Raw genomic sequence first — 24925 nt, 5'->3', positions numbered from 1 at the left:
GGCACCGTCAGCGCAGGCGCGGATCATGCGTTAAAATCGCTTTTTGAAACAAGGATCGGAAGATGCACAGGCAGACTCGGATAGCCCATTTGATGCCCGCGCGGCGCGAGACCCGCCCCGCGGCGCAGCGGCAAGTCCGGCACGCACGATCGTGCCGCTAAGTCCGAGCGCCGGGGAACCATCGGCGTGAGTGCAGCCGCCATGCTTGCCCACCCCTAAAGTCCGCTATCAGCCCACCGCGAGCCAACAGCGCGCCACTACGCGCCGGCCGCGAGCCACCGGCGGACACGATTTCAGAATAGCGCCCCACGCGCCCCGTCAGCGTCCGCCATGCCCGCAGCGAGCGATATCAGCGAGCCACATGAGCGGGCCTGTCACCAAGAGTCGTCCAACCATGAACGCACCTCAAGTTTTCGATCCTCACGGCGCCGCCGCTACCGTGGCCGCCGATGTCGAACCGCGCCTGCGCGAGATTCCGTACAACTACACGTCCTTTTCGGATCGCGAAATTGTCATCCGCCTGCTGGGCGAGGATGCATGGAACGCGCTCGCCGAACTGCGCGCCGAACGCCGCACCGGCCGCTCGGCGCGCATGCTCTATGAGGTGCTCGGCGACATCTGGGTCGTGCGCCGCAATCCGTATCTGCAGGATGACCTGCTCGACAATCCGAAGCGCCGCGCGCTCCTGATCGAGGCGCTGAACCACCGCCTCGCCGAAATCGAGAAGCGCCGCCGCGCCGACCTCCAGGAGCATGCCGACAAGGAGGGCATGGACCGCGCCGCGCGCGTGGAAACGCTGGTCGGCGCCACCCGCCGCGCCATCGACGACTTCGCCGCCGAATTCGATAAGATGGCCGACCTGCGCCGCCGCGCGACCAAGGTGCTCGGCCGCTGCACGCAGAAGGACAACATCCGCTTCGACGGCATGGCACGCGTCGCGCACGTCACAGACGCAACCGACTGGCGCGTGGAATATCCGTTCGTGGTCCTCACGCCCGACACCGAGGCTGAGATCGCGAGCCTCATCAAGGCCTGCTTCGAACTGGGCCTCACCGTGATTCCGCGCGGCGGCGGTACGGGCTACACGGGCGGCGCGGTGCCGCTCACGCCGTTCTCGGCCGTCATCAACACGGAAAAGCTCGAGCAGCTCGGCCCGGTCGAAATGACCGACCTGCCAGGCGTCGACCGCAAGGTCGCGACGATCTTCTCGGGCGCGGGCGTCGTCACGCGCCGTGTGACCGAGGCGGCGGACGCCGCCGGCTTCGTGTTCGCGGTCGACCCGACTTCGCTCGACGCCTCGTGCATCGGCGGCAACGTCGCGATGAACGCGGGCGGCAAGAAGGCCGTGCTGTGGGGCACGGCGCTCGACAATCTCGCGTGGTGGCGCATGGTCGACCCTGAGGGCAACTGGCTCGAAGTCACGCGACTCGACCATAACCTCGGCAAGATCCACGACGTTCCCGTGGCGCGCTTCGAGCTCAAGTGGTTCGACGGCGAATTCGCGCCGGGCGAAAAGCTGCTGCGCACCGAATGGCTCGACATCGAAGGCAAGCGCTTTCGCAAGGAAGGCCTCGGCAAGGACGTCACCGATAAATTCCTCGCGGGCTTGCCCGGCGTGCAGAAGGAAGGCTGCGACGGGCTCATCACGTCCGCGCGCTGGGTGCTGCACAAGATGCCCGCGCACACGCGCACCGTTTGTCTGGAATTCTTCGGTCAGGCACGCGAGGCGATTCCGAGCATCGTCGAGATCAAGGACTACCTGTTCGAGACGTCGAAGCAGGGCGGCGCGATTCTCGCGGGGCTCGAGCATCTGGACGAGCGCTATCTGCGCGCCGTGGGCTACGCGACCAAGAGCAAGCGCAACGCGTTTCCGAAGATGGTGCTGATCGGCGACATCGTCGGCGACGACGCCGATGCCGTGGCCACCGCCACCTCGGAAGTCATCCGCATGGCCAACGGCAAGAGCGGCGAGGGCTTTGTTGCCGTGAGCGCCGAGGCGCGCAAGCGCTTCTGGCTCGACCGCAGCCGCACTGCCGCGATCGCCAAGCACACCAACGCGTTCAAGATCAACGAAGACGTCGTGATTCCGCTCGACCGCATGGGCGAGTACACGGACGGCATCGAGCGCATCAACATCGAGCTGTCGATCAAGAACAAGCTTCAACTCGTGGACGCGCTCGAAGCGTTTTTCAAGGAAGGGAAGCTTCCGCTCGGCAAGACCGACGATGCCAACGAGATTCCTTCGGCGGAACTGCTCGAAGACCGCGTGCAGCAGGCGCTCGACTTGCTCAAGCGCGTGCGCGAGCGCTGGACCTTCGTGGGCGAGAAGCTCGACATGCCGCTGCGCGAGGCGCAGCACTATCTCGTCCAGCTCGGCTACGAGGCGCTCGCGGAGAAGTTCGCCGATCGCACCGACATCCAGCCGGACGCCACCGTGTTCGACGTCACCCAGGACCGCACGGTGCGCATCTCGTGGAAGCAGGAGATCCGCGCGGAGCTGCGCCAGATCTTCAACGGCGGCGCGTTCAAGCCGATCCTCGACGAAGCCCAGGCGATCCACAAGAAGGTGCTGCGCGGCCGCGTGTTCGTGGCGCTGCACATGCACGCCGGCGACGGCAACGTGCACACCAACATTCCGGTCAACTCGGACAACTACGAGATGCTGCAGGACGCGCACCACTCGGTCGCGCGCATCATGAAGCTCGCGCGCTCGCTCGACGGCGTGATCTCGGGCGAGCACGGCATCGGCATCACCAAGCTCGAATTCCTCACCGACGAGGAGATCGCCGAATTCCGCGCCTACAAGCAGCGCGTCGACCCGCAAGGGCGCTTCAACAAGGGCAAGCTGCTCGACGGCGCCGACCTGCGCAACGCCTACACGCCGTCGTTCGGCCTGATGGGCTACGAGTCGCTGATCATGCAGCAGTCCGACATCGGCGCGATTGCCGAATCGGTGAAGGACTGCCTGCGCTGCGGCAAGTGCAAGCCCGTGTGCGCGACGCACGTGCCGCGCGCGAATCTGCTCTACAGCCCGCGCAACAAGATTCTCGCGACTTCGCTGCTGGTGGAGGCGTTCCTGTACGAAGAGCAGACGCGCCGCGGCGTGTCGATCAAGCACTGGGACGAGTTCAACGACGTGGCCGACCACTGCACGGTCTGCCACAAGTGCGTGACGCCGTGTCCGGTCAAGATCGACTTCGGCGACGTCACCATGAACATGCGCAATCTGCTGCGCAAGATGGGCAAGAAGAAGTTCAACGCGGGCAACGCGGCGGGCATGTTCTTCCTCAACGCGACCAACCCGCGAACCATCAACCTCGCGCGCGAAGCGATGATGGGCGTGGGCTACAAGGCGCAGCGCCTCGGCAACGACCTGCTCAAGAAGGTCGTGAAGAAGCAGACGGCGCATCCGCCCGCATCCACGGGCAAGCCGGCCGTGGTCGAGCAGGTGATCCACTTCGTCAACAAGAAGATGCCGGGCAATCTGCCGAAGAAGACGGCGCGTGCGCTGCTCGACATCGAAGACAACAAGATCGTGCCGATCATCCGCAACCCGAAGACCACGAACGTGGATTCGGAGGCGGTGTTCTACTTCCCGGGCTGCGGCTCGGAGCGGCTGTTCTCGCAAGTGGGTCTCGCGACCCAGGCGATGCTCTGGGAGGCGGGCGTGCAGACCGTGCTGCCGCCGGGATACCTCTGCTGCGGCTATCCGCAGCGCGGCTCGGGCCAGTACGACAAGGCCGAGAAGATCGTCACCGATAACCGCGTGCTGTTCCACCGCGTCGCGAACACGCTCAACTACCTCGACATCAAGACGGTGGTGGTGTCGTGCGGCACGTGCTACGACCAGCTCGCCGGTTATGAATTCGACAAGATCTTCCCGGGCTGCCGCATCATCGACATCCACGAGTTCCTGCTCGAGAAGGGCATCAAGCTCGATGGCGTGACGGGTACGCGCTACATGTACCACGACCCGTGTCACACGCCGATCAAGACGATGGACCCGGTCAAGCTCGTGAACGAGCTGATGGGGTCAGAGAAGGATGGCTACAAGATCGAGAAGAACGAGCGTTGCTGCGGCGAATCGGGCACGCTCGCCGTGACACGGCCGGATGTCTCGACGCAGGTGCGTTTCCGCAAGGAAGAGGAAATCCGCAAGGGCGCGGCGAAACTGCGCGGCATCCCTATCGTTGGCAATGGTGCGAACGGGGTGCAGCCGGCCACGCAGCAGGAAGCGGGCGGGCAGGGCGGCACGCAGGACGTCAAGATTCTGACGAGCTGCCCGTCGTGCCTCCAGGGTCTGTCGCGGTACAACGAGGACGCCAACATCGAAGCCGACTACATCGTGGTGGAAATCGCCCGACACGTGCTTGGCGAAAACTGGATGGCGGACTACGTTCAGAAGGCGAACAATGGCGGAATCGAGCGCGTGCTGGTTTAATGGCAGCGCCAATTTTTCCGTAACACGGGTTCGAGGACGACGATGGGATGCGTATTCTGCAATGAGGAAGGCGGCGATGTGCTGTGGGAGGACGAGCGTATGCGCGTCGTGCTCGCGACCGCCGAGACCGAGTATCCCGGCTTTTGCCGGGTCATCTGGAATACGCATGTCGCCGAGTTCTCGGATCTGGGCGCCGAGGATCGGGAACATTTGATGCGTGCGGTCTACGCGGTCGAGCGGGCGCTGCGCCGTGTGATGCAGCCGTCGAAGGTGAATCTCGCGAGCCTCGGCAATCAGGTGCCGCACGTGCACTGGCATGTGATTCCGCGCTTCACGAACGATGCGCATTTTCCGATGTCGATCTGGTCGCCGCGCCAGCGCACGGTCTCGGAGGCCATGCTCGGGCAGCGCCGCGCGCAGGCCACGCTGCTGCGCGACGCAGTGCGTCAGGAAATCGAGCAGGCGCTTGCCTGAACCGGAGCGCCACACACGAACGTCTTGCCTTCGTGCCTGTTCGTGCCGGCAACCTTGAGGGAGGAACAGAAATAATCATGAGTGGATTGAAATCCGATACACCGGTGCCGACCGGCATCGTGGTGCATGCGCTGTCGCGCGTGCTCGAACTCCAGTACGGAAACGGCGAGAGCTATCGCGTTCCGTTCGAGTTGATTCGCGTCTACACGCCCTCGGCCGAAGCGCGCGGCCACGGGCCCGGGCAGGAAACGCTGCAGACGGGCAAGCGCGAAGTGGCCATTACGGCGCTCGAAGCAGTAGGCAACTACGCGCTGCAGCCCACTTTCTCCGACGGCCACAATACCGGCATCTACTCCTGGGACCAGCTTTACGAACTGGCGACGTGCCAGGACGAACTCTGGGCCGAGTACTTCGCCAAACTGAAAGCCGCGGGCGTCGATCGCGACGCGCCCATGGCGCGCGAGCCCCAGGGCGGCGCCGCGCACGGCCACTGCCACTGACGCTTCCTGTTACGATCCTGCCCGCCGCGGCGCCCACGCGCCGCACTTCATCAAATAAGACCCGGACACGACCTGGTCAGACCCGCGAAAGGACGAGCGCGATGAGCAAAACCCACTTCGGCTACGAAACAGTCGACGAACAGGACAAGGCGAAGAAGGTGGCCGGCGTGTTCCATTCGGTCGCCTCGAACTACGACCTGATGAACGACCTGATGTCGGGCGGGCTGCATCGCGCCTGGAAGGCGTTCACGATCGCCCAGGCCAACGTGCGCCCGGGCGCACGGGTGCTCGACATCGCGGGCGGCACCGGCGACCTCTCCATGGCGTTCGCAAAAAAGGCCGGCCCGACGGGTGAGGTCTGGCACACCGACATCAACGAGTCGATGCTGCGCGTGGGCCGCGACCGGCTCATCGACCGGGGCGTGATCACACCCGCGCTGCTCTGCGACGCCGAGAAAATTCCCTTTCCGGACAACCACTTCGACGTGGTGACGGTGGCCTTCGGCCTGCGCAACATGACGCACAAGGACGCCGCGCTCGCCGAAATGCGCCGCGTGCTCAAGCCGGGCGGACGCCTGCTCGTGCTCGAATTCTCCAAAGTCTGGGAGCCGCTCAAGAAAGCGTACGACGTGTACTCGTTCAAGGTGCTGCCGTGGCTGGGTTCGCGTTTTGCGCAGGACGCCGATAGCTACCGCTATCTTGCCGAGTCGATCCGCATGCATCCCGATCAGGAAACATTAAAGACGATGATGGAACAAGCCGGCCTCGACGCCGTCAAATATTACAATTTGTCAGCTGGCGTGGTAGCCTTACACGTCGGCACAAAATATTAGTGTTCCCAAATCACTGTCTTTAAAGGAAATTCCGCTATGTCTGAGTCCCGAAACATTGCTTACAAAAAGCTTTCAGTATCGTGGGCCAGACGGATTGGAGTTCTGGCCCTCGTCGGCGTGATGGTGGCCGGCAGCCTCGCGTCTTTCGATGCCGAGGCGCGCCGCCTGGGCGGCAGCCGCAGCATCGGCAAGCAGTCGTCGGTGGCTTCGCAGCGCAGCACCACGCCGCCGCCGGCCCAGCCGAGTCCCACGAATCCCGCACAGCAGGCCGGCGCCCAGCGCGCCCCCGCTACGCCGGCACCCACGCCGGCGCCGGCGCGCAACCGCTGGCTCGGGCCGATCGCGGGCCTTGCGGCTGGCCTTGGCATCGCGGCGCTGCTGTCGCACTTCGGGCTCGGCGAGGCGTTCGCCGGCATGATGGCGAACATGATCGTGGTCGCGCTGATCGCATTCGTCGCCATCTGGCTGATCCGCAAGTTCATGGGGCGCCGCCGTGGCGCGCAGCCCGCGTATCAGACGGGTGGCGCGAGCTTGCCGCCTTCGGGCGGGTTGAGCCAGATGGGCGGTTACCAGCCGCCGGAGCCGCGCTACACGGCGCCGCCCACGGGCCAATATCTCGCACCTGAAGCCAATCCGCTCAGCACCCCGCAGATCGAGACGCCGCCGCCGGTTCCGGCGGGCTTCGACACCGAGGCGTTCGTGCGCAACGCGAAGGTCTATTTCGTACGCCTGCAGGCCGCGTGGGACGTGGGCAACGTCGAGGACATCCGCGAGTTCACCACGCCCGAGATGTTCGCCGAGATCCGTGTGGATCTGGCGGGCCGCGGCACGCAGCCCAATCAGACCGACGTCGTTCAGCTCAACGCCGACCTGCTCGCGGTGGAAGAGCGCGGTAACGAATATCTGGCGAGCGTGCGCTTCTCCGGTCTGATCCGCGAAGAGGCGGGCGCTGCTGCGGCGCCGTTCGTAGAAATCTGGAATCTCTCGAAGTCGCGCACTTCCGGCGAGGGGTGGCTGCTGGCCGGTATCCAGCAGGTCGAATCGCATTGATAGACCAATGAGCCGGCATTGATGCAGCGTTGATCCCGCGCAGCCCCGCGGCGCGCGTTAGCCAGGTGGCCAAGGCCCCGGCAAGGCGCGATCGGACGGCGCGAACGCTACAATAGGAACCCGCGCGAGCTTGAGCCCGCGCGGGTTTTTTTATTCAACGCCGATGACTCTCGCCGCCAAGCCCTTCGCCGCCGCCGTCAATCACCTGCTCGCCCGTGAATCGTGGGCCCGCAACCGCCTCGCGCCGTATGCCGGCAAGACGGCGCGCCTGTCTTGCCCGCCTGTCGTGCTTACGCTGCTCGTGGAGCCCGAAGGCTACCTGGCGGCGGTCGAAGAGCACGATGCGCAGTGCGCGGATGTCGCGCTCTCGCTTCCGGCCGGCGCGCTTTCTTCGTACGTGCAGGGGGGGCAGTCCGCCGTCATGAAGCACGTGAAGATCGAAGGCGACGCCGAATTCGCGCAGATTCTCGGCAAGCTGGCGGAACACCTGCGCTGGGAGCCCGAAGAGGACCTCGCGAAGCTGATTGGCGACGCGCCGGCGTCGCGTGTCGCGTCGCTCGCGCGCACGGTGCATGAGCAGGCATTGCGCACGGGGCGCAACGTGCTCGGCTCCGTGACCGAATACCTGCTCGACGAGAATCCGCAGCTCGTGCGGCGCGCCGAACTCGACGGCTGCAACGCAGAGCTGTCGCGCGCGCGCGATGCATTGGCGCGCGTTGAGAAGCGCATCGAGCGCCTTGAACAAAAATCACAAGCGCGGGGGGCCGCAAACGGTACCCCGGCGGCGCCGTCGGGCACCGCACCGCGCGGCCCGAGCCAGATAACAGGCCACTAAGACATGCGTTTTCTGCGTTTCCTGAAGATCTTCTTTACGGTCATCCGCTTCGGTCTCGACGAGATGATGTTGAGCCGGATCAATGACCGGCGCGTTGCGCTCTTGCTGCGCATCACGACCGTCGGCCGCAAGTTTGATCAGCCGCCCGGCGTGCGCCTGCGCCTCGCGCTCGAAAGCCTGGGGCCGATTTTCGTGAAGTTCGGCCAGGTGCTCTCCACGCGCCGCGACCTGCTGCCGCTCGAGATCGCCAACGAACTCGCGAAGCTGCAGGACCAGGTGCCGCCGTTCGAATCGCAGGTGGCAATCGACATCATCGAAAAATCGCTGGGCGCGCCGGTCGACACGCTGTTCGACGAGTTCGAGCGCGTACCGGTGGCGAGCGCCTCGATCGCTCAGGTGCACTTCGCGAAGGTGAAGTCCGGCCAGCATGCGGGCAAGGCCGTGGCGGTTAAGGTGCTGCGACCGAATATGCGGCCCGTGATCGATTCGGACCTGCTGCTGCTGCGCGACATCGCCGTGTGGGCCGAACGCCTGTGGGCCGACGGCAAGCGCCTGAAGCCGCGCGAGGTGGTGGCCGAATTCGATAAATACCTGCACGACGAACTCGACCTCATGCGCGAAGCCGCCAACGGCAGCCAGTTGCGCCGCAACTTCGTGGGCCTCGATCTGCTGCTCGTGCCGGAGATGTATTGGGAGTTCAGCGCACCCGACGTGCTCGTGATGGAGCGCATGGTGGGCGTGCCGATCAGCCAGGTGGACAAGCTGCGCGCGGCCGGCGTCGACATTCCGAAGCTCGCGCGCGAAGGCGTGGAGATTTTCTTCACGCAGGTGTTCCGCGACGGCTTTTTTCATGCCGATATGCACCCCGGCAACATCCAGGTCAGTCTCGACCCCGCACACTTCGGGCGCTATATCGCGCTCGATTTCGGCATCGTCGGGGCGCTCTCGGACTTCGACAAGAACTACCTCGCGCAGAACTTCCTCGCGTTCTTCAAGCGTGACTATCACCGCGTCGCCACGCTGCACATCGAATCGGGGTGGGTGCCGCCCACCACGCGCGTCGAGGAACTGGAGAGCGCGATCCGCGCCGTCTGCGAACCGTATTTCGATCGCGCGCTCAAGGACATTTCGCTCGGCCAGGTGCTGCTGCGTCTGTTCCAGACTTCGCGGCGTTTCAACGTGGAGATCCAGCCGCAGCTCGTGCTGCTGCAAAAGACCATGCTCAACGTCGAAGGCCTCGGGCGCTCGCTCGATCCGGAACTGGATCTATGGAAGACCGCCAAGCCGTATCTCGAGCGCTGGATGACCGAGCAGATCGGCCTGCGCGGCTGGTATGAGCGCTTCAAGATCGAGGCGCCGCAGTGGAGCAAGACACTGCCGCAGTTGCCGCGCCTCGTGCACCAGGCGTTGCTGCATCGCCAGACTCCCGCGCATCTCGCCAACGACGACACCATTCGCCAGATTCTTGCCGAGCAGCGCCGCACCAATCGTCTGCTGCAAGGCCTCGTGCTGTTCGGCGTGGCAGTGGGGGTGGGCATGGTCGCTGCGCGCGTCTGGCTGACGCTGGCCTATGGTGGATGAGGCATGCCTGCTGCGCCGACGCGCAGCGAAGTTGCATGGGACCGGAGCAAGGCGCTTTGCATGGGACCAGAGTAACGAGCTTTGCATGGGACCGGAGTAAGTGCTGAAGCACTAACTCCGGCCGACCGCTGAAGCGCGAACTCTGGTCGACAGCTAAAGCGCCAACTCCGGATAGACAAGGAGTGACACGATGAGCGAGCCGAACCTTCCCCACCAGCCAGACGGAACGCCCGCCGAGGCGCCTGAGTTCGAGACGCGCGACCCGGGGGCGCGCGAGTTCTGGCAGGAGCGCTTCGAGCGCGGCTTCACGCCGTGGGACCAAGCCGGTGTGCAGCCGGCCTTCGAGACCTTCGCGCAGGCTCATCCCGCCGCTGCCGTGCTGATTCCCGGCTGCGGCAACGCGTGGGAAGCGCGCTGGCTGGCCGAGCGCGGCCGGACGGTGCGAGCGATCGATTTTGCACCGTTGGCGGTGGCGAACGCGCGCGTAGCGCTCGGCGATTTCGCGGATGTGGTCGAGGAAGCGGACTTCTACACGTACGAACCACCGTTCGCGCCGGACTGGATTTTCGAGCGCGCGTTTCTGTGCGCGCTGCCCAAGGCGCACCGGCCGCACTACGCGCAACGCATGGCGGCGTTGCTTGCGCCGGGGGCGCTGCTCGCGGGCTTCTTCTTTCTCGGCGATACCCCGAAAGGGCCGCCGTTCGGCATCGCGCGCGCCGAACTCGACGCGCTGCTGACACCTTATTTCACGCTGGTCGATGACCAGCCTGTGGAGGGGTCGCTGCCCGTGTTCATTGGCCGCGAGCGCTGGCTCACGTGGCAGCGCAACGAGACGCCTGCAGCGCCGCCCCTGTCGTCACGAACGTGAAAACACGCATGCGCACTTGATCGCGCGCAAGCTGCCCCCAACTAACACCCAGTCGCTTTCGTCCAACCTGGCCCGGCAAATGCCGGGCCAGGGGAGCGTTTGCGGCTATAATTCAAGGCTTTGCAAGCATTTCTCAGAATTTCACCCGTTTCATCAGGAAAGAGATCATGCCGATCTACGCTTATCGCTGCGAGTCGTGCGGCTTCGACAAGGACGTCCTGCAAAAGATCAGCGATGCGCCCCTGACGCAGTGCCCGAACTGCGGCGCGGACACATTTCGCAAGCAGGTCACCGCAGCTGGCTTCCAGCTGAAGGGCTCGGGCTGGTACGTCACCGATTTCCGCGGCGGCCAGTCCGGCGGCACGAGCGCGGCTGCAACCGGCGCGAAGGCCGCCGAGGGCGCGTCGTCGTCCGAGGGCAGCAAGGCAGGCGAGGGTGCGAGCGCCGCAACGCCTGCGGCCGCGCCCGCGAGTTCGGCGACCGGCACTGCCGGCACCTCCTGAAACCTGCTGCCGGGCTCTCTTGAGCCCGGCGGCGCAAGCGCCGCGCGTCGCGCGGCCCGGATGGCGTGTACATGACGATCAAGAAAGCGACCTTCAAATCGGTATTCCTGACCGGCCTTCTCGTGCTGGTGCCTTTGGCCATCACGCTGTGGGTGCTGAATCTCGTCATCGGCACGATGGACCAGACGCTGCTCCTGCTCCCCGCAGCATGGCGGCCGCCGGTGCACCTGCCCGGTCTGGGCGCGATCCTCACGCTGGCGTTCATCTTCCTGGTGGGCTTGCTCACTCACAACTTCGTCGGCCAGAAGCTGGTGGTGTGGTGGAACGCGCTGGTGCGACGCATCCCGATCGTGGGCCCGCTGTACAGCAGCATCCAGCAGGTTTCCGATACACTGCTTTCCAGCAACGGCAATGCTTTTCGCAAGGCACTCCTGATTGAGTACCCGCGCAAGGGCTCCTGGACCATCGCATTCCTCACCGGCATTCCGGGCGGCGATGTGGTGAACCATCTGCAGGGCGAGCACGTGAGCGTTTATGTGCCGACCACGCCCAATCCCACTTCGGGTTTTTTCCTGATGGTGCCGAAGAGCGAGGTGATCGAGCTCGACATGACGGTCGACGCCGCGCTCAAGTATATTGTCTCGATGGGCGTCGTCGCGCCGGTCGCGAATTCCCGCCGCCCCATCGATCCCCCGCTTTAAATACCGGACGCCGCGCCGCATGCGGCGCTCCCGTTCATTCATGCATAACGAAAGACGAACATCATGTCGATGAGATCTGAATACTGCGGTCTGGTGACCGAACAGCTGCTGGGCCAAACTGTTTCGCTGTGCGGATGGGTGCAGCGCCGCCGCGACCATGGCGGTGTCATTTTCATCGACTTGCGCGATCGCGAGGGCCTCGTCCAGGTGGTGTGCGACCCCGACCGCGCCGAGATGTTCAAGACTGCCGAAGGCGTGCGCAACGAATTCTGCGTCCAGGTGAAGGGTCTCGTGCGCAACCGCCCGGAAGGCACGGTCAACGCGAACCTCACGAGCGGCAAGATCGAAGTCCTGTGTCACGAGCTCGTGGTGCTGAACGCGTCGGTCACGCCGCCGTTCCAGCTCGACGACGACAACCTCTCGGAAACCACGCGCCTCACGCATCGCGTGCTCGACCTGCGCCGTCCGCAGATGCAGCACAACCTGCGCCTGCGCTACCGCGTGACGATGGCCGTGCGCAAGTATCTCGACTCGCTCGGCTTCATCGACATCGAAACGCCGATGCTCACGAAGAGCACGCCCGAAGGCGCACGCGACTACCTCGTGCCGTCGCGTGTGAACGCGGGCCAGTTCTTCGCGCTGCCGCAGTCGCCGCAGCTGTTCAAGCAGCTGCTGATGGTGGCGAACTTCGATCGCTACTACCAGATCGTCAAGTGCTTCCGCGACGAAGACCTGCGCGCCGACCGTCAGCCCGAATTCACGCAGATCGACTGCGAAACGTCGTTCCTCGGCGAGCAGGAAATCCGCGACCTGTTCGAGGACATGGCGCGTCACGTGTTCAAGGAAACGATCGGCGTAGAGCTCGACGCGAAGTTCCCGATCATGCCGTACTCGGAAGCCATGAGCCGCTTCGGTTCGGACAAGCCGGACCTGCGCGTGAAGCTCGAATTCACCGAACTGACCGACGCCATGAAGGACGTCGACTTCAAGGTGTTCAGCACGCCGGCCAACAGCAAGGACGGCCGCGTCGCGGCGCTGCGCGTGCCCAAGGGTGCCGAGCTCTCGCGCGGCGACATCGACGGCTACACGGAATTCGTGCGCATCTATGGCGCGAAGGGCCTCGCGTGGATCAAGGTCAACGAAGCTGCGAAGGGCCGTGACGGCCTGCAAAGCCCGATCGTCAAGAACCTGCACGACGCTGCGATTGCCGCGATCATGGAGCGCACCGGCGCGCAAGACGGCGATATCATCTTCTTTGCGGCCGACCGCGCGAAGGTCGTGAACGACAGCCTGGGCGCGCTGCGCCTGAAGATCGGCCATTCGGAGTTCGGCAAGGCCAACGGCCTCGTCGAGAAGGGCTGGAAGCCGCTGTGGGTCATCGACTTCCCGATGTTCGAATACGACGAGGAAGAAAACCGCTACGTGGCCGCGCACCATCCGTTCACAAGCCCGAAGGACGAGCACCTGGAATACCTCGAAACGGATCCGGGCCGCTGCCTCGCCAAGGCTTACGACATGGTGCTGAACGGCTGGGAAATTGGCGGCGGCTCGGTGCGTATCTATCAGGAAGACGTGCAGAGCAAGGTGTTCCGTGCGCTGAAGATCGGTGCCGAGGAAGCGCGTGCGAAGTTTGGCTTCCTGCTCGACGCCCTCCAGTACGGCGCGCCCCCGCACGGCGGCATCGCGTTCGGTCTGGACCGCATCGTCACGATGATGGCCGGCGCTGACTCGATCCGCGACGTGATCGCGTTCCCGAAGACGCAGCGCGCACAATGTCTGCTCACGCAGGCGCCGAGCGAAGTGGATGAGCGTCAGCTTCGCGAACTGCACATCCGTCTGCGTCAGCCCGAGCAGAAGACGGCGCAGTAAGCTACGCCGCGACGTGTGCAGGAGCCGCAGCGCGGCTTCTGTGGCACGTAACGCAACACAAAAAAGGCGCATCGTGCGCCTTTTTTGCTTTTTGCGTTAAATTCATTACTAAAGCGCCGCGCGCTGTTCCACACATTGCTCCGCGTATCTCTCAAGACGTACCGTCGCGCACCATCGCCATGCAGAAGCCGCCGAAGATTCCGCAATCCGTACTCGTCGTCATTCATACCCCGCGGCTCGAAGTCCTGATCATCGAGCGCGCCGATCGAGCGGGCTTCTGGCAGTCGGTGACCGGATCGAAGGACAGCGTCGACGAGTCGTTCGTCGAAACGGCCATGCGCGAGGTGGCTGAGGAAACCGGCATCGTGGTAGGTGCGCCGGGCGTGCCGCAGGACGCGCTGCGTGACTGGCGCCACGAGATCGAGTACGAAATCTATCCGGTCTGGCGGCACCGCTATGCGCCGGGCGTCACGCGCAACACCGAGCACTGGTTCAGCCTCGAGGTGCCCGAGGGCACGCTTGTCACGCTCGCGCCGCGCGAGCATGTCGCGTATCGATGGCTGCCTTACGAAGAGGCGGCCGCGCAGTGCTTTTCGTGGTCGAATCGCGAAGCGATCCTGCAACTGCCCGGGCGTCTCGAGCAGCTTCGTGGGGCGCATGTGTGAGCGATACCCGCACCGAACCCGGCACCGGATCCGGCACAGAATCCGGCACAGAATCGCCGCGTGTCGTGCGGCTGCGCGATGTGCTGCTGGGCCGGCGCTATCGTTCGCGCTACCGCTTCACGAGCGGAAACGAGGTGCGTCTGTTCTGCTCGGGCGAGGGACTCTTCGGGGCGATGATCGAGCATATCGATGCCGCCACGCGCGACGTCGTTATCGAAACCTATATCTTCTGCGACGACAAAATCGGCCGTGCGCTTTCCGCGGCGCTCGTGCGCGCGGCGCAGCGCGGCGTGCGCGTGCGCGTGATCACCGACGGCATCGGCACGCCCCATCTCGCGCTCTTCGAGACCTGGCTCGCGGCCGGCATCGAGCATCGCGTCTACAACCCGCATATCTTCGGGCGCTTCGGCTTTTCGCGCACGCATCGCAAGCTTGCCGTGATCGACGACCAGTACGCGTCGTGCGGCGGCATCAACGTGATCGACGACCTCGAGCAGGACGGCAAGACGCTGCCGTATCCGCGCTGGGATTTCGCCGTCGAACTGCATGGGCACGTGGTGGTCGATGTGCGGCTCGCGTTCGAACAGCAATGGCGGCGCATCCGGCTCGGCCATCGGCCGCCGCTGCCCGCCGGCATGCCTTCGCCCGGCGTTCCCGCAAGCGCGGGGTACCTCGCGCCGCGCCCGACCGGGCATACGATCGCGAATGCGTCTTCGGCCCAGGTCGTCGACGACGCGTTGCGCGCACTCTCGCCCGCCATGCGCTCGGGCCCCGCTGGGCGCCTGTTTGCGCGCTTGCGCGAGCGCCTGCGCGCGAGCGTGCGCGACCCGCGCGCGGCGCAGGTGCCGTGTGTGGCTTTCGTCGCGCGCGACAACGTCGTGAACCGGCGCGCGATCGAGAAGGCCTATCTCGATGCCATCGGCGAGGCGCGCCAAGAAGTGCTGCTCGCCAATCCGTACTTCATGCCGGGCCGCCGGCTGCGCCGCGCGCTTCTCGAAGCCGCTGAGCGCGGCGTCGCCGTCAAGCTATTGATAGGACGAAAAGAGTTTGCCGTGCTCGACTACGGCGTGCCGTTCCTCTACCACCAGCTACTGAGCGCCGGCGTGCAAATCGCCGAATACGAGAAGACCATGCTGCACGGCAAGGTCGCGGTGGTCGATTCGAACTGGGCGACCGTGGGCTCCTCGAATCTCGATGCACTCTCGCTCGTGCTCAACAACGAGGCCAATGTGCTGCTCGTGCGGCATCCGGAGATTGCGCAACTGCGGGACGCCATCCTCGACGCCTTCGAGGAATCTCCGCAGATCGACCGGGCGCGCTACGAGGCGCGGCCCTGGCATATGCGTGCGCTGAACTGGCTGGCGTGGTCGTTCTATCGCGCGGCCATGAAACTGCTCACCGTGGGCGGCTACGACTAGCTGCCTTATTTCCCGGGCATGCCGCCTGCCACACGAATCGACAAGCCTGCAATCCAGAAATGTTCGCTTGTGTATGGCGCGCGATGCCCGAAAATTAGAGTACCGGCTAGAAATCGGTTTCTAATAAAGTTCTTGTTTTCGCGATCGGCTGTCCTCAATAATAGTACGGCCGTTCGATTTCATTTCGGCCTTGATGTGACGGGTTGCCGGGTTCGGACACCTCACATCACGGTCTCATCGTTACGGTAAATAAGCTATGCGAAAAGGCGAACAGACACGAGCCGCCATCCTGGATGCAGCACTCGACCTCGCGAGCCGCGACGGACTGGAAGGTCTGACGATTGGCCTGCTTGCCGAGCGCATGCAGATGAGCAAGAGCGGCGTCTTCGCGCACTTCGGGTCACGCGAGGACCTGCAGGTCGAGGTGGTGCGCGAGTACCACCGCAGATTCGAGGAAGAAGTCTTCTTTCCGAGCCTGCGCGAACCGCGAGGTTTGCCGCGCCTGCGTGCGATGCTCTCGCGATGGATCGAAAAGCGCATCCACGAGGTCACGACCGGCTGCATCTACATCAGCGGTGCGGTCGAGTACGACGACCGGGCGGAGAGCCAGGTGCGCGAGACGCTCGTGGCGAGCGTGACGACGTGGCGAGCAGCACTGATGCGCGCGATTTCGCAGGCGATTGAAGAGGGCCATCTGCGCAAGGACACCGATCCAGCGCTGATGTTGTTCGAACTGTATAGCGTGACACTCGGTCTGCACCATGACGGCCGCTTCCTGCATTTGCCGGATGCGGTTGACCATACGTGGGCCGCGTTTGAAAAACTGATCGTTTCGTACCAGAGCGTAAGCCATTAGCGGCCGCGCGCGCGAGCGCAGCGCGGCGGCACATGACGGTACGCGAGAGGCCCGAAACTCCAGGTTCAATTCAGGGAGAAGAGAGATGGGACAGTACACCGCGCCGCTGCGCGATATGCAATTCGTGCTGCACGAACTGCTGAACGTCGAAGGCGAAGTCAAGCAGATGCCGAAGCACGCCGACCTCGACGCCGACACGATCAACCAGGTGCTCGAAGAAGCCGGCAAGTTTTGCTCGGAGGTGCTGTTTCCGCTGAACCAGGTCGGCGACCGCGAGGGCTGCACCTACGCCGGCGACGGTGTCGTGACCACGCCGACGGGTTTCAAGGAAGCGTACGCGCAGTATGTCGAGGCCGGCTGGCCGGCGCTCGGCTGCGATCCCGAATTCGGTGGCCAGGGCTTGCCTGCGTTCGTGAACAATGCGCTCTACGAAATGCTCAATTCGGCGAACCAGGCGTGGACCATGTATCCGGGTCTCTCGCACGGCGCCTACGAGTGCCTGCATGCGCACGGCACGCCCGAACTCCAGAAGACCTATCTGCCGAAGATCGTCTCGGGCGAATGGACCGGCACGATGTGCCTGACCGAGCCGCACTGCGGCACCGACCTCGGCTTGCTGCGCACGAAGGCAGAGCCGAATGCGGACGGCTCGTACGCACTGTCAGGCACGAAGATTTTCATCTCGGCCGGCGAGCACGATATGGCGGCCAATATCATTCACCTCGTGCTCGCGCGTCTGCCGGACGCGCCGCCGGGAACCAAGGGCATTTCGCTGTTTGTCGTGCCGAAGTTCCTGCCGACCGACGCGGGTGAGCCGGGCGAGCGCAACGGCATCAAGTGCGGCTCGATCGAGCACAAGATGGGCATCCACGGCAACGCGACCTGCGTGATGAATCTCGACGGCGCGAAGGGCTGGATGGTCGGCGAGCCGAACAAGGGCTTGAACGCCATGTTCGTGATGATGAATGCTGCGCGCCTGGGCGTGGGCATGCAGGGTCTCGGCCTTACCGAAGTCGCGTACCAGAACTCGCTCGCCTATGCGAAGGAGCGTCTGCAGATGCGCGCGCTGACCGGCCCGAAGGCGCCTGAAAAGGCCGCCGATCCGATCATCGTGCATCCGGACGTGCGCCGGATGCTGCTCACGCAGAAGGCCTGGGCCGAAGGTGCGCGCGCGTTCGCGTACTGGGCCGCATTGCAGATCGACAAGGAACTCTCGCACGGCGACGAAACCGAGCGCAAGGAAGCGGCCGATCTCGTCGCGCTGCTCACGCCGATCATCAAGGCCTTCCTCACCGACAACGCGTTCGAATCCACCAACCTAGGCATGCAGGTCTACGGCGGTCACGGCTTCATTGCCGAGTGGGGCATGGAGCAGTACGTGCGCGACGCGCGCATCAACCAGATTTACGAAGGCACCAACACGATCCAGTCGCTCGACCTGCTCGGCCGCAAGGTGCTCGGCGACATGGGCGCGAAGCTCAAGAAGTTCGGCAAGCTCGTGACGGATTTCGTCGAGGCCGAAGGCATCAAGCCGGAGATGCAGGAGTTCGTGAATCCGCTCGCCGACATCGGCGACAAGATGCAGAAGCTCACGATGGAAATCGGCATGAAGGCGATGCAGAACCCCGACGAAGTGGGGGCCGCCGCCGTGCCGTACCTGCGCACGGCGGGCCACCTCGTGTTCGCGTATTTCTGGGCGCGCATGGCGCGCATCGCGCTCGACAAGGAAAGCTCGGGCGATCCGTTCTACAAGTCGAAGCTGGCTACGGCGCGCTTTTACTTCGCGAAGCTGCTGCCCGAAACGGCGACCTCGATCCGCCAGGCGCGCGCGGGTTCGAAGACGCTGATGGAAGTCGACGAAGCGTTGTTCTAAAAGCCAATGGGTGCGCGCTTGCCAAAGGCGCGCGCCCCATCAACACGATGTCCAGAGGCGGTCCACGCGTGACGCATGCCGCCCCCACACCTCAATCCGCTCGACATTGCATATCCGCTGGAGGAACAACGTGAGCAATCTGAATATTCGCAAGGTGGCCGTGCTCGGCGCCGGCGTGATGGGCGCGCAGATCGCCGCGCACCTGATCAACGCGCGCGTGCCCGTGCTGCTGTTCGATCTGCCCGCGAAGGAAGGCTCGAAGAACGCCATCGCGCTCAAGGCGATCGAAACGCTCAAGAAGCTCTCGCCCGCGCCGTTCGGCGTGAAGGACGACGCGCAATACATCACGCCCGCGAACTACGAAGACGACATTGCCAGGCTCGCGGAATGCGACGTGGTGATCGAGGCGATCGCCGAGCGCATGGACTGGAAGCACGACCTTTACAAGAAGGTCGCGCCGCACCTTGCCCCGAACGCGATCTTCGCGACCAACACCTCGGGCCTGTCGATCACGGAATTGTCGGAAGGCTTCGACGATAACCTCAAGGCGCGCTTTTGCGGCGTGCACTTCTTCAATCCGCCGCGCTACATGCACCTCGTCGAGCTGATCCCGACGACGCATACGAAGCCCGAAATCCTCGACCAGCTCGAATCGTTCATGACGAGCGTGGTGGGCAAGGGCGTGGTGCGCGCGAAGGATACGCCGAATTTCATCGCGAACCGCGTGGGCGTTTTCTCGATCCTCGCGGTGATCGCCGAGGCGAAGAAGTTCGGACTGCGCTTCGACGAAGTCGACGATCTCACGGGCGCACGCCTTGGCCGCGCGAAGTCGGCAACGTTCCGGACTGCTGATGTTGTCGGCCTCGACACCATGCAGCACGTCATCAAGACGATGCAGGACAACCTCAAGGATGATCCGTTCTTCCCCGTGTACGAAACGCCGGCGGTGCTCGCGGGCCTCGTGGCGAAGGGCGCGCTCGGTCAGAAGACCGGCGGCGGCTTCTATCGCAAGGAAGGCCGTGCGATCAAGGTGCTCGACGCCAGCACGGGCGAGTACGTCGACGGCGGCGGCAAGGCCGACGAACTGGTGGGCCGCATCCTCAAGCGTGCGCCCGCGGAACGTCTCAAGCTGCTGCGCGAAACGCAGCATCCGCAGGCGCAGTTCCTGTGGTCGATTTTCCGCGACGTGTTCCATTACATCGGCGTGCATCTCGCGTCGATCGCGGACAACGCGCGCGACGTCGATCTCGCGATCCGCTGGGGTTTCGGCTGGAATGAAGGTCCGTTCGAGGGCTGGCAGGCCGCGGGCTGGAAGCAGGTCGCCGAGTGGGTGAAGGAAGACATCGACGCGGGCAAGGCGCTCTCGAATGCGCCGCTGCCCGCCTGGGTGTTCGAAGGCGCGGTGGCCGAGAACGGCGGCGTGCACGGCGCGCAAGGCTCGTGGTCGCCGGCCGCGCAACGCTTCGAGCCACGCTCGAATCTGCCGGTGTACGAGCGCCAGGTATTCCGCGCGGCGCTGTTCGGCGAAACCGGTGCGCGCGATCCGAAGACCTTCGGCAAGACGCTGTTCGAGAACGAGCATCTGCGCGCGTGGGTCGACGACCGCGCCGGCGAGGACGACGTCGTGATCGTCTCGTACAAGAGCAAGATGAACACGATGGGCCCGGGCGTGCTCGACTCGCTCGTGAAGGCCATCGATATCGCTGAAGACGGCTACAAGGGCGTCGTGATCTGGCAGCCGACGTCGCTGAAGCTCGGCGCGCCGGGCGGCCCGTTCTCGGCGGGCGCGAACCTCGAAGAGGCCATGCCCGCGTTCATGATGGGCGGCGCCAAGGGCATCGAGCCGTTCGTGAAGAAGTTCCAGGACACCATGCTGCGCATGAAGTACGCAAACGTGCCGGTGGTGGCCGCGGTGTCGGGCATCGCGCTCGGCGGCGGCTGCGAAATCATGCTGCACAGCGCGAAGCGCGTCGCGCACATCGAGAGCTATGTCGGCCTCGTGGAAGTGGGCGTGGGTCTCGTGCCGGCGGGCGGCGGCCTCAAGGAAGCGGCGCTGCGTGCTGCCGAAGCCGCACAAGCCGTTGGCGCGGCGCCCAGCGACTTGCTCAAGTTCCTGCAGAAGTCGTTCGAAAACGCGGCGATGGCCAAGGTCTCGGGCTCCGCGCTCGAAGCGCGCGCGATGGGTTACCTGAAGCCTTCGGACACCATCGTCTTCAACGTGTTCGAACTGCTCGACACGGCGAAGAAGGAAGCTCGCGCACTGAGTGCGGCCGGCTGGCGTCCGCCACTGCGCGCGACGCAGATTCCGGTCGCGGGTCGCTCGGCGATCTCGACCATCAAGGCGTCGCTCGTGAACATGCGCGATGGCCGTTTCATCAGCGATCACGATTACCTGATCGCGGGCCGCATCGCGGAAGCGGTGTGCGGCGGCGACGTCGAGGCGGGCAGCCTCGTCGACGAAGCCTGGCTGCTCACGCTCGAGCGCCGTGCTTTCATCGACCTGCTCGGCACGCAGAAGACGCAGGAGCGCATCATGGGCATGCTGCAAACCGGCAAGCCGGTGCGCAACTAAAGCGGCACGACGTACGCATATAACGGACTGGAGTAAGAGATGAGCAAACAGTTGCAGGACGCCTACATCGTCGCCGCGAGCCGCACGCCCATCGGCAAGGCGCCGCGCGGCGCGTTCAGGAACACCCGCCCCGACGAGCTGCTGGTGCACGCGATCAAGTCGGCGGTGGCGCAAGTTCCCGGACTCGACACCAAGGTGATCGAGGACGCCATCATCGGCTGCGCGATTCCCGAGGCGGAGCAGGGCCTGAACGTGGCGCGCATTGGCGCGCTGCTCGCGGGGCTGCCGCAGAGCGTGGGCGGCGTGACCGTCAACCGCTTCTGCGCGTCGGGCCTCACGGCGCTTGCGATGGCCGCGGACCGCATCCGCGTGGGCGAAGCCGAAGCGATGATCGCGGGCGGCTGCGAGTCGATGAGCATGGTGCCGATGATGGGCAACAAGCCGTCGCTCTCGCCGCATATCTTCGATCGCAATGAAGACATCGGCATTGCTTACGGCATGGGCCTGACCGCCGAGAAGGTCGCGGAGCGCTGGAAGGTGAGCCGCGAGGCGCAGGACGCGTTCTCCGTGGAGTCGCATCGCCGCGCGCTGGCCGCGCAACAGGCGGGCGAGTTCAAGGACGAGATCGCGCCGTACACGGTGCTCGAGCGCTTCCCGGATCTCGCCACGGGCGAAGTGAGGGTGAAGGAGCGCCTGATCGAACTCGACGAAGGCCCGCGCACGGAGACCTCGCTCGAAGGTCTCGCGAAGCTGCGCCCGGTGTTCGCGAACAAGGGCTCGGTGACGGCGGGCAACAGCTCGCAGACTTCGGATGGCGCGGGCGCGCTGATCGTCGTCTCCGAGAAGGTGCTCAAGCAGTTCAATCTCACGCCGCTCGCGCGCTTCGTGAGTTTTGCGGTGCGTGGCGTGCCGCCCGAGATCATGGGCATCGGCCCGAAGGAAGCGATTCCCGCGGCGCTGAAGGCAGCGGGGCTCAAGCAGGACGATCTCGACTGGATCGAGCTCAACGAGGCGTTCGCTGCGCAGTCGCTGGCGGTGATTCAGGACCTCGGCCTCGATCCGTCGAAGATCAACCCGCTTGGCGGCGCGATCGCGCTGGGCCATCCGCTCGGCGCGACGGGCGCGATCCGCGCTTCGACCGTCGTGCACGGGCTGCGCCGCCGCAACTACAAGTTCGGCATGGTGACGATGTGCGTCGGCACCGGCATGGGTGCGGCGGGCATCATCGAGCGGCTGTAAGCGCTTCACGCCATTGGCAGGTGGGCGTTTATCGACACGGTCCGCGGGCTTCACGGCCCGCGGGCCGTTTTTCGTATTGGGCTCGCAACGACGTCGAGCCCGGCATGAGACTGGAGACAACTAGATGAGCAACGAAATCCTGATCGCGCGCGAGAGCGGCGTGCTGACGATCACCATCAACCGGCCCGAGCGCAAGAACGCGCTCACGCCCGCGATGTACCAGGCGATGGCCGATGAGCTGGCTTCGGCGCAGGACGACGCCGCCGTGCGCGCCGTGCTGGTGCGCGGTCACGCTGAAATTTTCACGGCGGGCAACGATATCGAGGACTTCCTGAAGTCGCCGCCCACCGGCGCCGATTCGCCCGTGGCGAACTTCCTGAAAGCCATCGCGGCTTTCGAGAAGCCGATCGTGGCGGCCGTGACCGGGGCGGCCATCGGCGTGGGCACGACGCTGCTGCTGCATTGCGACCTGGTCTATGCCGCCGATACCGCGCGCTTCGCCATGCCGTTCGCGCAACTCGGGCTGTGTCCCGAGGCGGCTTCGTCGCTCTTGCTGCCGCGCGTGGCCGGCTATCAAGGCGCCGCGGAAAAGCTGCTGCTGGGCGAAACCTTCGACGCGGCGGAGGCGCACCGCATGGGCTTCGTGAATCGCGTGTTGCCCGCCGCCGAGCTCGACGCATTCGTGGCGGCGCAACTGGCCAAGCTCGTTGCGCAGCCCGCTTCGTCGCTGCGCGCGACCAAGGCGCTCATGAAGCGCGCGAGCGCGCCCGAGATCGAGGCGCGGATGGACGAGGAGGGCGCGCAGTTCCGCAAGATGCTGACCGCGCCCGAAGCGCGCGAGGCGTTCACGGCCTTTCTGCAAAAGCGCAAGCCGGATTTCCGGCAGTTCGACTGAGCGAGCGCGGCTGGCTCACTCGGCGTCCCGCACGGCATTCGACGCCGTGTCGTAATCGACATAGCCGGACTCGCGGCAGAAGCTCACGAGCTGCAGTCCGGCGCGCTTCGCGATGGCGATGGCGAGCGTCGAGGGCGCCGAGATGGTCGCCACCATCGGAATGCCTACGCGCGCGGCCTTGCGCACCAGCTCGTAGCTCGCGCGGCTCGAGAGGAACACGAAGCCCTGCTGCGTATCGGCGCGCTCGATCACCAACTGGCCGATGAGCTTGTCGAGCGCGTTGTGGCGGCCCACGTCTTCGAAAGCGCGCAGGATCGCACCGCTCGCGTCACACCACGCGGCCGCGTGCAGCCCGCCCGTGAGTTTCGTGAGCGCCTGATGTTGCGGCAGCTCGCGGGCGGCGCGCGCGATGGCGTCCGGCGCGAGGCGCGCGAGAAAGCCCGTGTCGGGCACGATTTCGGGCTCGAGGTCGAGCAAATCGATGCTCTCGATGCCGCACACGCCGCAGCCGCTGCGCCCGGCGAGGGCCCGGCGCTTCTCCTTCAACTCTACGAATGCCTGCTGAACGACCGTGAGATGGACCTCGGCGTGCGGCAGCTCTTCCGAATCCGGCTTGGCGTACCAGAACACTTCGATGTCCTGGATATCGGCGTTGCGCGCGACGATGCCTTCCGAGATGGCAAAGCCCACCGCGAACGCTTCGAGATCGCGCGGCGTGCACATCATGACCGCGTGCGAGATGCCGTTGAAGACGAGCGCGACGGGCCATTCCTGGCCCACGTGATCGGCGCGCGTTTCTACCGTGCCGCCGCGATGGCGGTGCACGCGCAGTTCGGTGGCGCCGGGCTGGCCTTCGGTTGCCAGCGGGTTTGGCGCGGCGTTGGAGGCGGGGTTGGGGGCGGCGCCCGGCGCAGCGGGCAAATGAGGGTTCGGGCGGAAATTCAAGCAGGGTGCTCCATCAATGCCTGGTGCGTCGTCGTGCAGTCTGGCGGGCCGCATGGGCATGCGCTTGACGCGGAAGGTTCTAAAATACCTCAAGCGGGCGCCTTTCGCTGCTGTCCGGCTTTTCGCCCAGCATTTAGCCCAGCCTTTGCCCGGACGGGCCCGCATCGCGAGGAATAACGCCATGGCATTGACCGAAGCTCCGTTGCTGTTCCATTACGAGGTCGAATCGTCGGAAGATCTCACCTTCATCCCGATGTGCGTGCGCTTCAATCTGGACCGCTTCGGGCTGCGCATCTCGCTCGCGCAGTGGCAACTGCTGCCTTACGAAGACCGCCGCCTGCTCGCGCGTTTTCCTGTCGACGAAGACACCGAGATCGAGCCCAATTTCGATCACGCGCTCTTCGAGATGTTGCGCACGCATGCCAATGTCGAGCCGGAATGGTTCGCTCCCGAGGAAGCGCCTGTCTGGCGGGACACCCAGACCGTGCCGGGCGGCATCGCGAATCAGGCGGCGCTCGCGAACCTGCGTGCGCCGGCTGTCGAGGACTGGGCCCAGCTCGCGCCCTTCCAGCGCTACGTGCTGACCAAGCTCGCGCGCAAGCCCGAGGCGAATCACGACTTCGTGCCGGCGATGCGGGAGTTCGGGCTGGCCGGGCCGACCGGTTCGGCTCAGGCGTCGCCGTGAGCCGCCGCATGAGCCGCGCGTCTGGCCCTCGCGCATTTTCCTAAAGGTCTTGCCGTTTTTTGCCGTTATACGGTATGGCGCATTCGCGCTGGCGCGTGTGCGCGCCGGCCTGTTGCGCGCAG

20 protein-coding genes are annotated in these 24925 nt (G+C 64.9%); 19 read left to right on the top strand and 1 reads right to left on the bottom strand.

Annotated elements, in window-relative coordinates:
- Positions 1-394: 394 nt before the first annotated feature.
- From P5W98_RS12310 to P5W98_RS12225, 18 genes are all read left to right on the top strand, one after another.
- Positions 395-4441 (top strand): DUF3683 domain-containing protein, encoded by a 4047-nt coding sequence (locus P5W98_RS12310; RefSeq protein ID WP_421024770.1) that lies wholly within the window; start codon positions 395-397, stop codon positions 4439-4441.
- Positions 4442-4483: 42 nt separating this feature from the next.
- Entirely contained in the window at positions 4484-4915 is a 432-nt protein-coding gene (locus tag P5W98_RS12305; protein WP_421024769.1) for an HIT family protein, read from the top strand.
- 77 nt (positions 4916-4992) lie between these two features.
- The gene (locus tag P5W98_RS12300) at positions 4993-5415 is read left to right on the top strand and encodes a gamma-butyrobetaine hydroxylase-like domain-containing protein (RefSeq protein ID WP_421024768.1); all 423 of its coding nucleotides are present in this window, start codon (positions 4993-4995) and stop codon (positions 5413-5415) included.
- 101 nt (positions 5416-5516) lie between these two features.
- On the top strand, positions 5517-6248 hold the full coding sequence (gene ubiE / locus P5W98_RS12295; protein ID WP_421024767.1) for a bifunctional demethylmenaquinone methyltransferase/2-methoxy-6-polyprenyl-1,4-benzoquinol methylase UbiE: 732 nt from the start codon (positions 5517-5519) through the stop codon (positions 6246-6248).
- 36 nt (positions 6249-6284) lie between these two features.
- Entirely contained in the window at positions 6285-7298 is a 1014-nt protein-coding gene (locus P5W98_RS12290; RefSeq protein ID WP_421024766.1) for a Tim44 domain-containing protein, read from the top strand.
- Between the two features lie 163 nt (positions 7299-7461).
- On the top strand, positions 7462-8133 hold the full coding sequence (locus tag P5W98_RS12285) for a ubiquinone biosynthesis accessory factor UbiJ (protein WP_421024765.1): 672 nt from the start codon (positions 7462-7464) through the stop codon (positions 8131-8133).
- A 3-nt stretch (positions 8134-8136) separates the two neighbouring features.
- On the top strand, positions 8137-9714 hold the full coding sequence (gene ubiB, locus P5W98_RS12280; RefSeq protein WP_421024764.1) for a ubiquinone biosynthesis regulatory protein kinase UbiB: 1578 nt from the start codon (positions 8137-8139) through the stop codon (positions 9712-9714).
- Positions 9715-9904: 190 nt separating this feature from the next.
- The gene (locus P5W98_RS12275) at positions 9905-10582 is read left to right on the top strand and encodes a methyltransferase domain-containing protein (RefSeq protein WP_421024763.1); all 678 of its coding nucleotides are present in this window, start codon (positions 9905-9907) and stop codon (positions 10580-10582) included.
- Positions 10583-10749: 167 nt separating this feature from the next.
- Positions 10750-11085 (top strand): FmdB family zinc ribbon protein, encoded by a 336-nt coding sequence (locus P5W98_RS12270; protein WP_421024762.1) that lies wholly within the window; start codon positions 10750-10752, stop codon positions 11083-11085.
- Between the two features lie 71 nt (positions 11086-11156).
- Positions 11157-11786, top strand: coding sequence for a DUF502 domain-containing protein (locus P5W98_RS12265; protein WP_213299491.1), 630 nt, complete (start codon positions 11157-11159; stop codon positions 11784-11786).
- A gap of 63 nt (positions 11787-11849) precedes the next feature.
- Positions 11850-13655, top strand: a complete 1806-nt coding sequence (gene aspS / locus P5W98_RS12260; protein ID WP_421024761.1) for an aspartate--tRNA ligase — start codon at positions 11850-11852, stop codon at positions 13653-13655.
- 179 nt (positions 13656-13834) lie between these two features.
- Entirely contained in the window at positions 13835-14320 is a 486-nt protein-coding gene (gene nudB / locus P5W98_RS12255) for a dihydroneopterin triphosphate diphosphatase (protein WP_421024760.1), read from the top strand.
- Positions 14321-14385: 65 nt separating this feature from the next.
- Positions 14386-15738: a cardiolipin synthase ClsB gene (gene clsB / locus P5W98_RS12250; RefSeq protein ID WP_421025272.1), complete on the top strand. Its 1353-nt coding sequence runs from the start codon at positions 14386-14388 to the stop codon at positions 15736-15738.
- A gap of 256 nt (positions 15739-15994) precedes the next feature.
- Positions 15995-16594, top strand: coding sequence for a TetR/AcrR family transcriptional regulator (locus P5W98_RS12245; RefSeq protein ID WP_421024759.1), 600 nt, complete (start codon positions 15995-15997; stop codon positions 16592-16594).
- A gap of 85 nt (positions 16595-16679) precedes the next feature.
- Positions 16680-18467, top strand: a complete 1788-nt coding sequence (locus P5W98_RS12240; RefSeq protein WP_421024758.1) for an acyl-CoA dehydrogenase C-terminal domain-containing protein — start codon at positions 16680-16682, stop codon at positions 18465-18467.
- A gap of 130 nt (positions 18468-18597) precedes the next feature.
- Complete coding sequence (locus tag P5W98_RS12235; RefSeq protein ID WP_421024757.1) at positions 18598-21039, top strand: 3-hydroxyacyl-CoA dehydrogenase/enoyl-CoA hydratase family protein; 2442 nt, start codon at positions 18598-18600, stop codon at positions 21037-21039.
- Positions 21040-21078: 39 nt separating this feature from the next.
- A complete protein-coding gene (locus P5W98_RS12230) occupies positions 21079-22278 on the top strand; it encodes an acetyl-CoA C-acyltransferase (protein ID WP_421024756.1) in 1200 nt (399 codons plus the stop codon).
- 124 nt (positions 22279-22402) lie between these two features.
- The gene (locus P5W98_RS12225) at positions 22403-23173 is read left to right on the top strand and encodes an enoyl-CoA hydratase (RefSeq protein WP_421024755.1); all 771 of its coding nucleotides are present in this window, start codon (positions 22403-22405) and stop codon (positions 23171-23173) included.
- Positions 23174-23188: 15 nt separating this feature from the next.
- Here P5W98_RS12225 and fdhD read toward each other — a convergent pair whose 3' ends face one another.
- Positions 23189-24037, bottom strand: a complete 849-nt coding sequence (gene fdhD / locus P5W98_RS12220) for a formate dehydrogenase accessory sulfurtransferase FdhD (RefSeq protein WP_421025271.1) — start codon at positions 24035-24037, stop codon at positions 23189-23191.
- Positions 24038-24299: 262 nt separating this feature from the next.
- Here fdhD and P5W98_RS12215 point away from each other — a divergent pair, with 262 nt between their 5' ends.
- Positions 24300-24803, top strand: coding sequence for a nitrate reductase associated protein (locus P5W98_RS12215; RefSeq protein ID WP_421024754.1), 504 nt, complete (start codon positions 24300-24302; stop codon positions 24801-24803).
- Positions 24804-24925 lie beyond the last annotated feature (122 nt).

Origin of the sequence: Paraburkholderia sp. A1BS-2L, assembly GCF_051125205.1 — a bacterium.
Lineage (GTDB): Bacteria > Pseudomonadota > Gammaproteobacteria > Burkholderiales > Burkholderiaceae > Paraburkholderia.
This window is presented reverse-complemented; position numbering and strand designations above follow the sequence as displayed.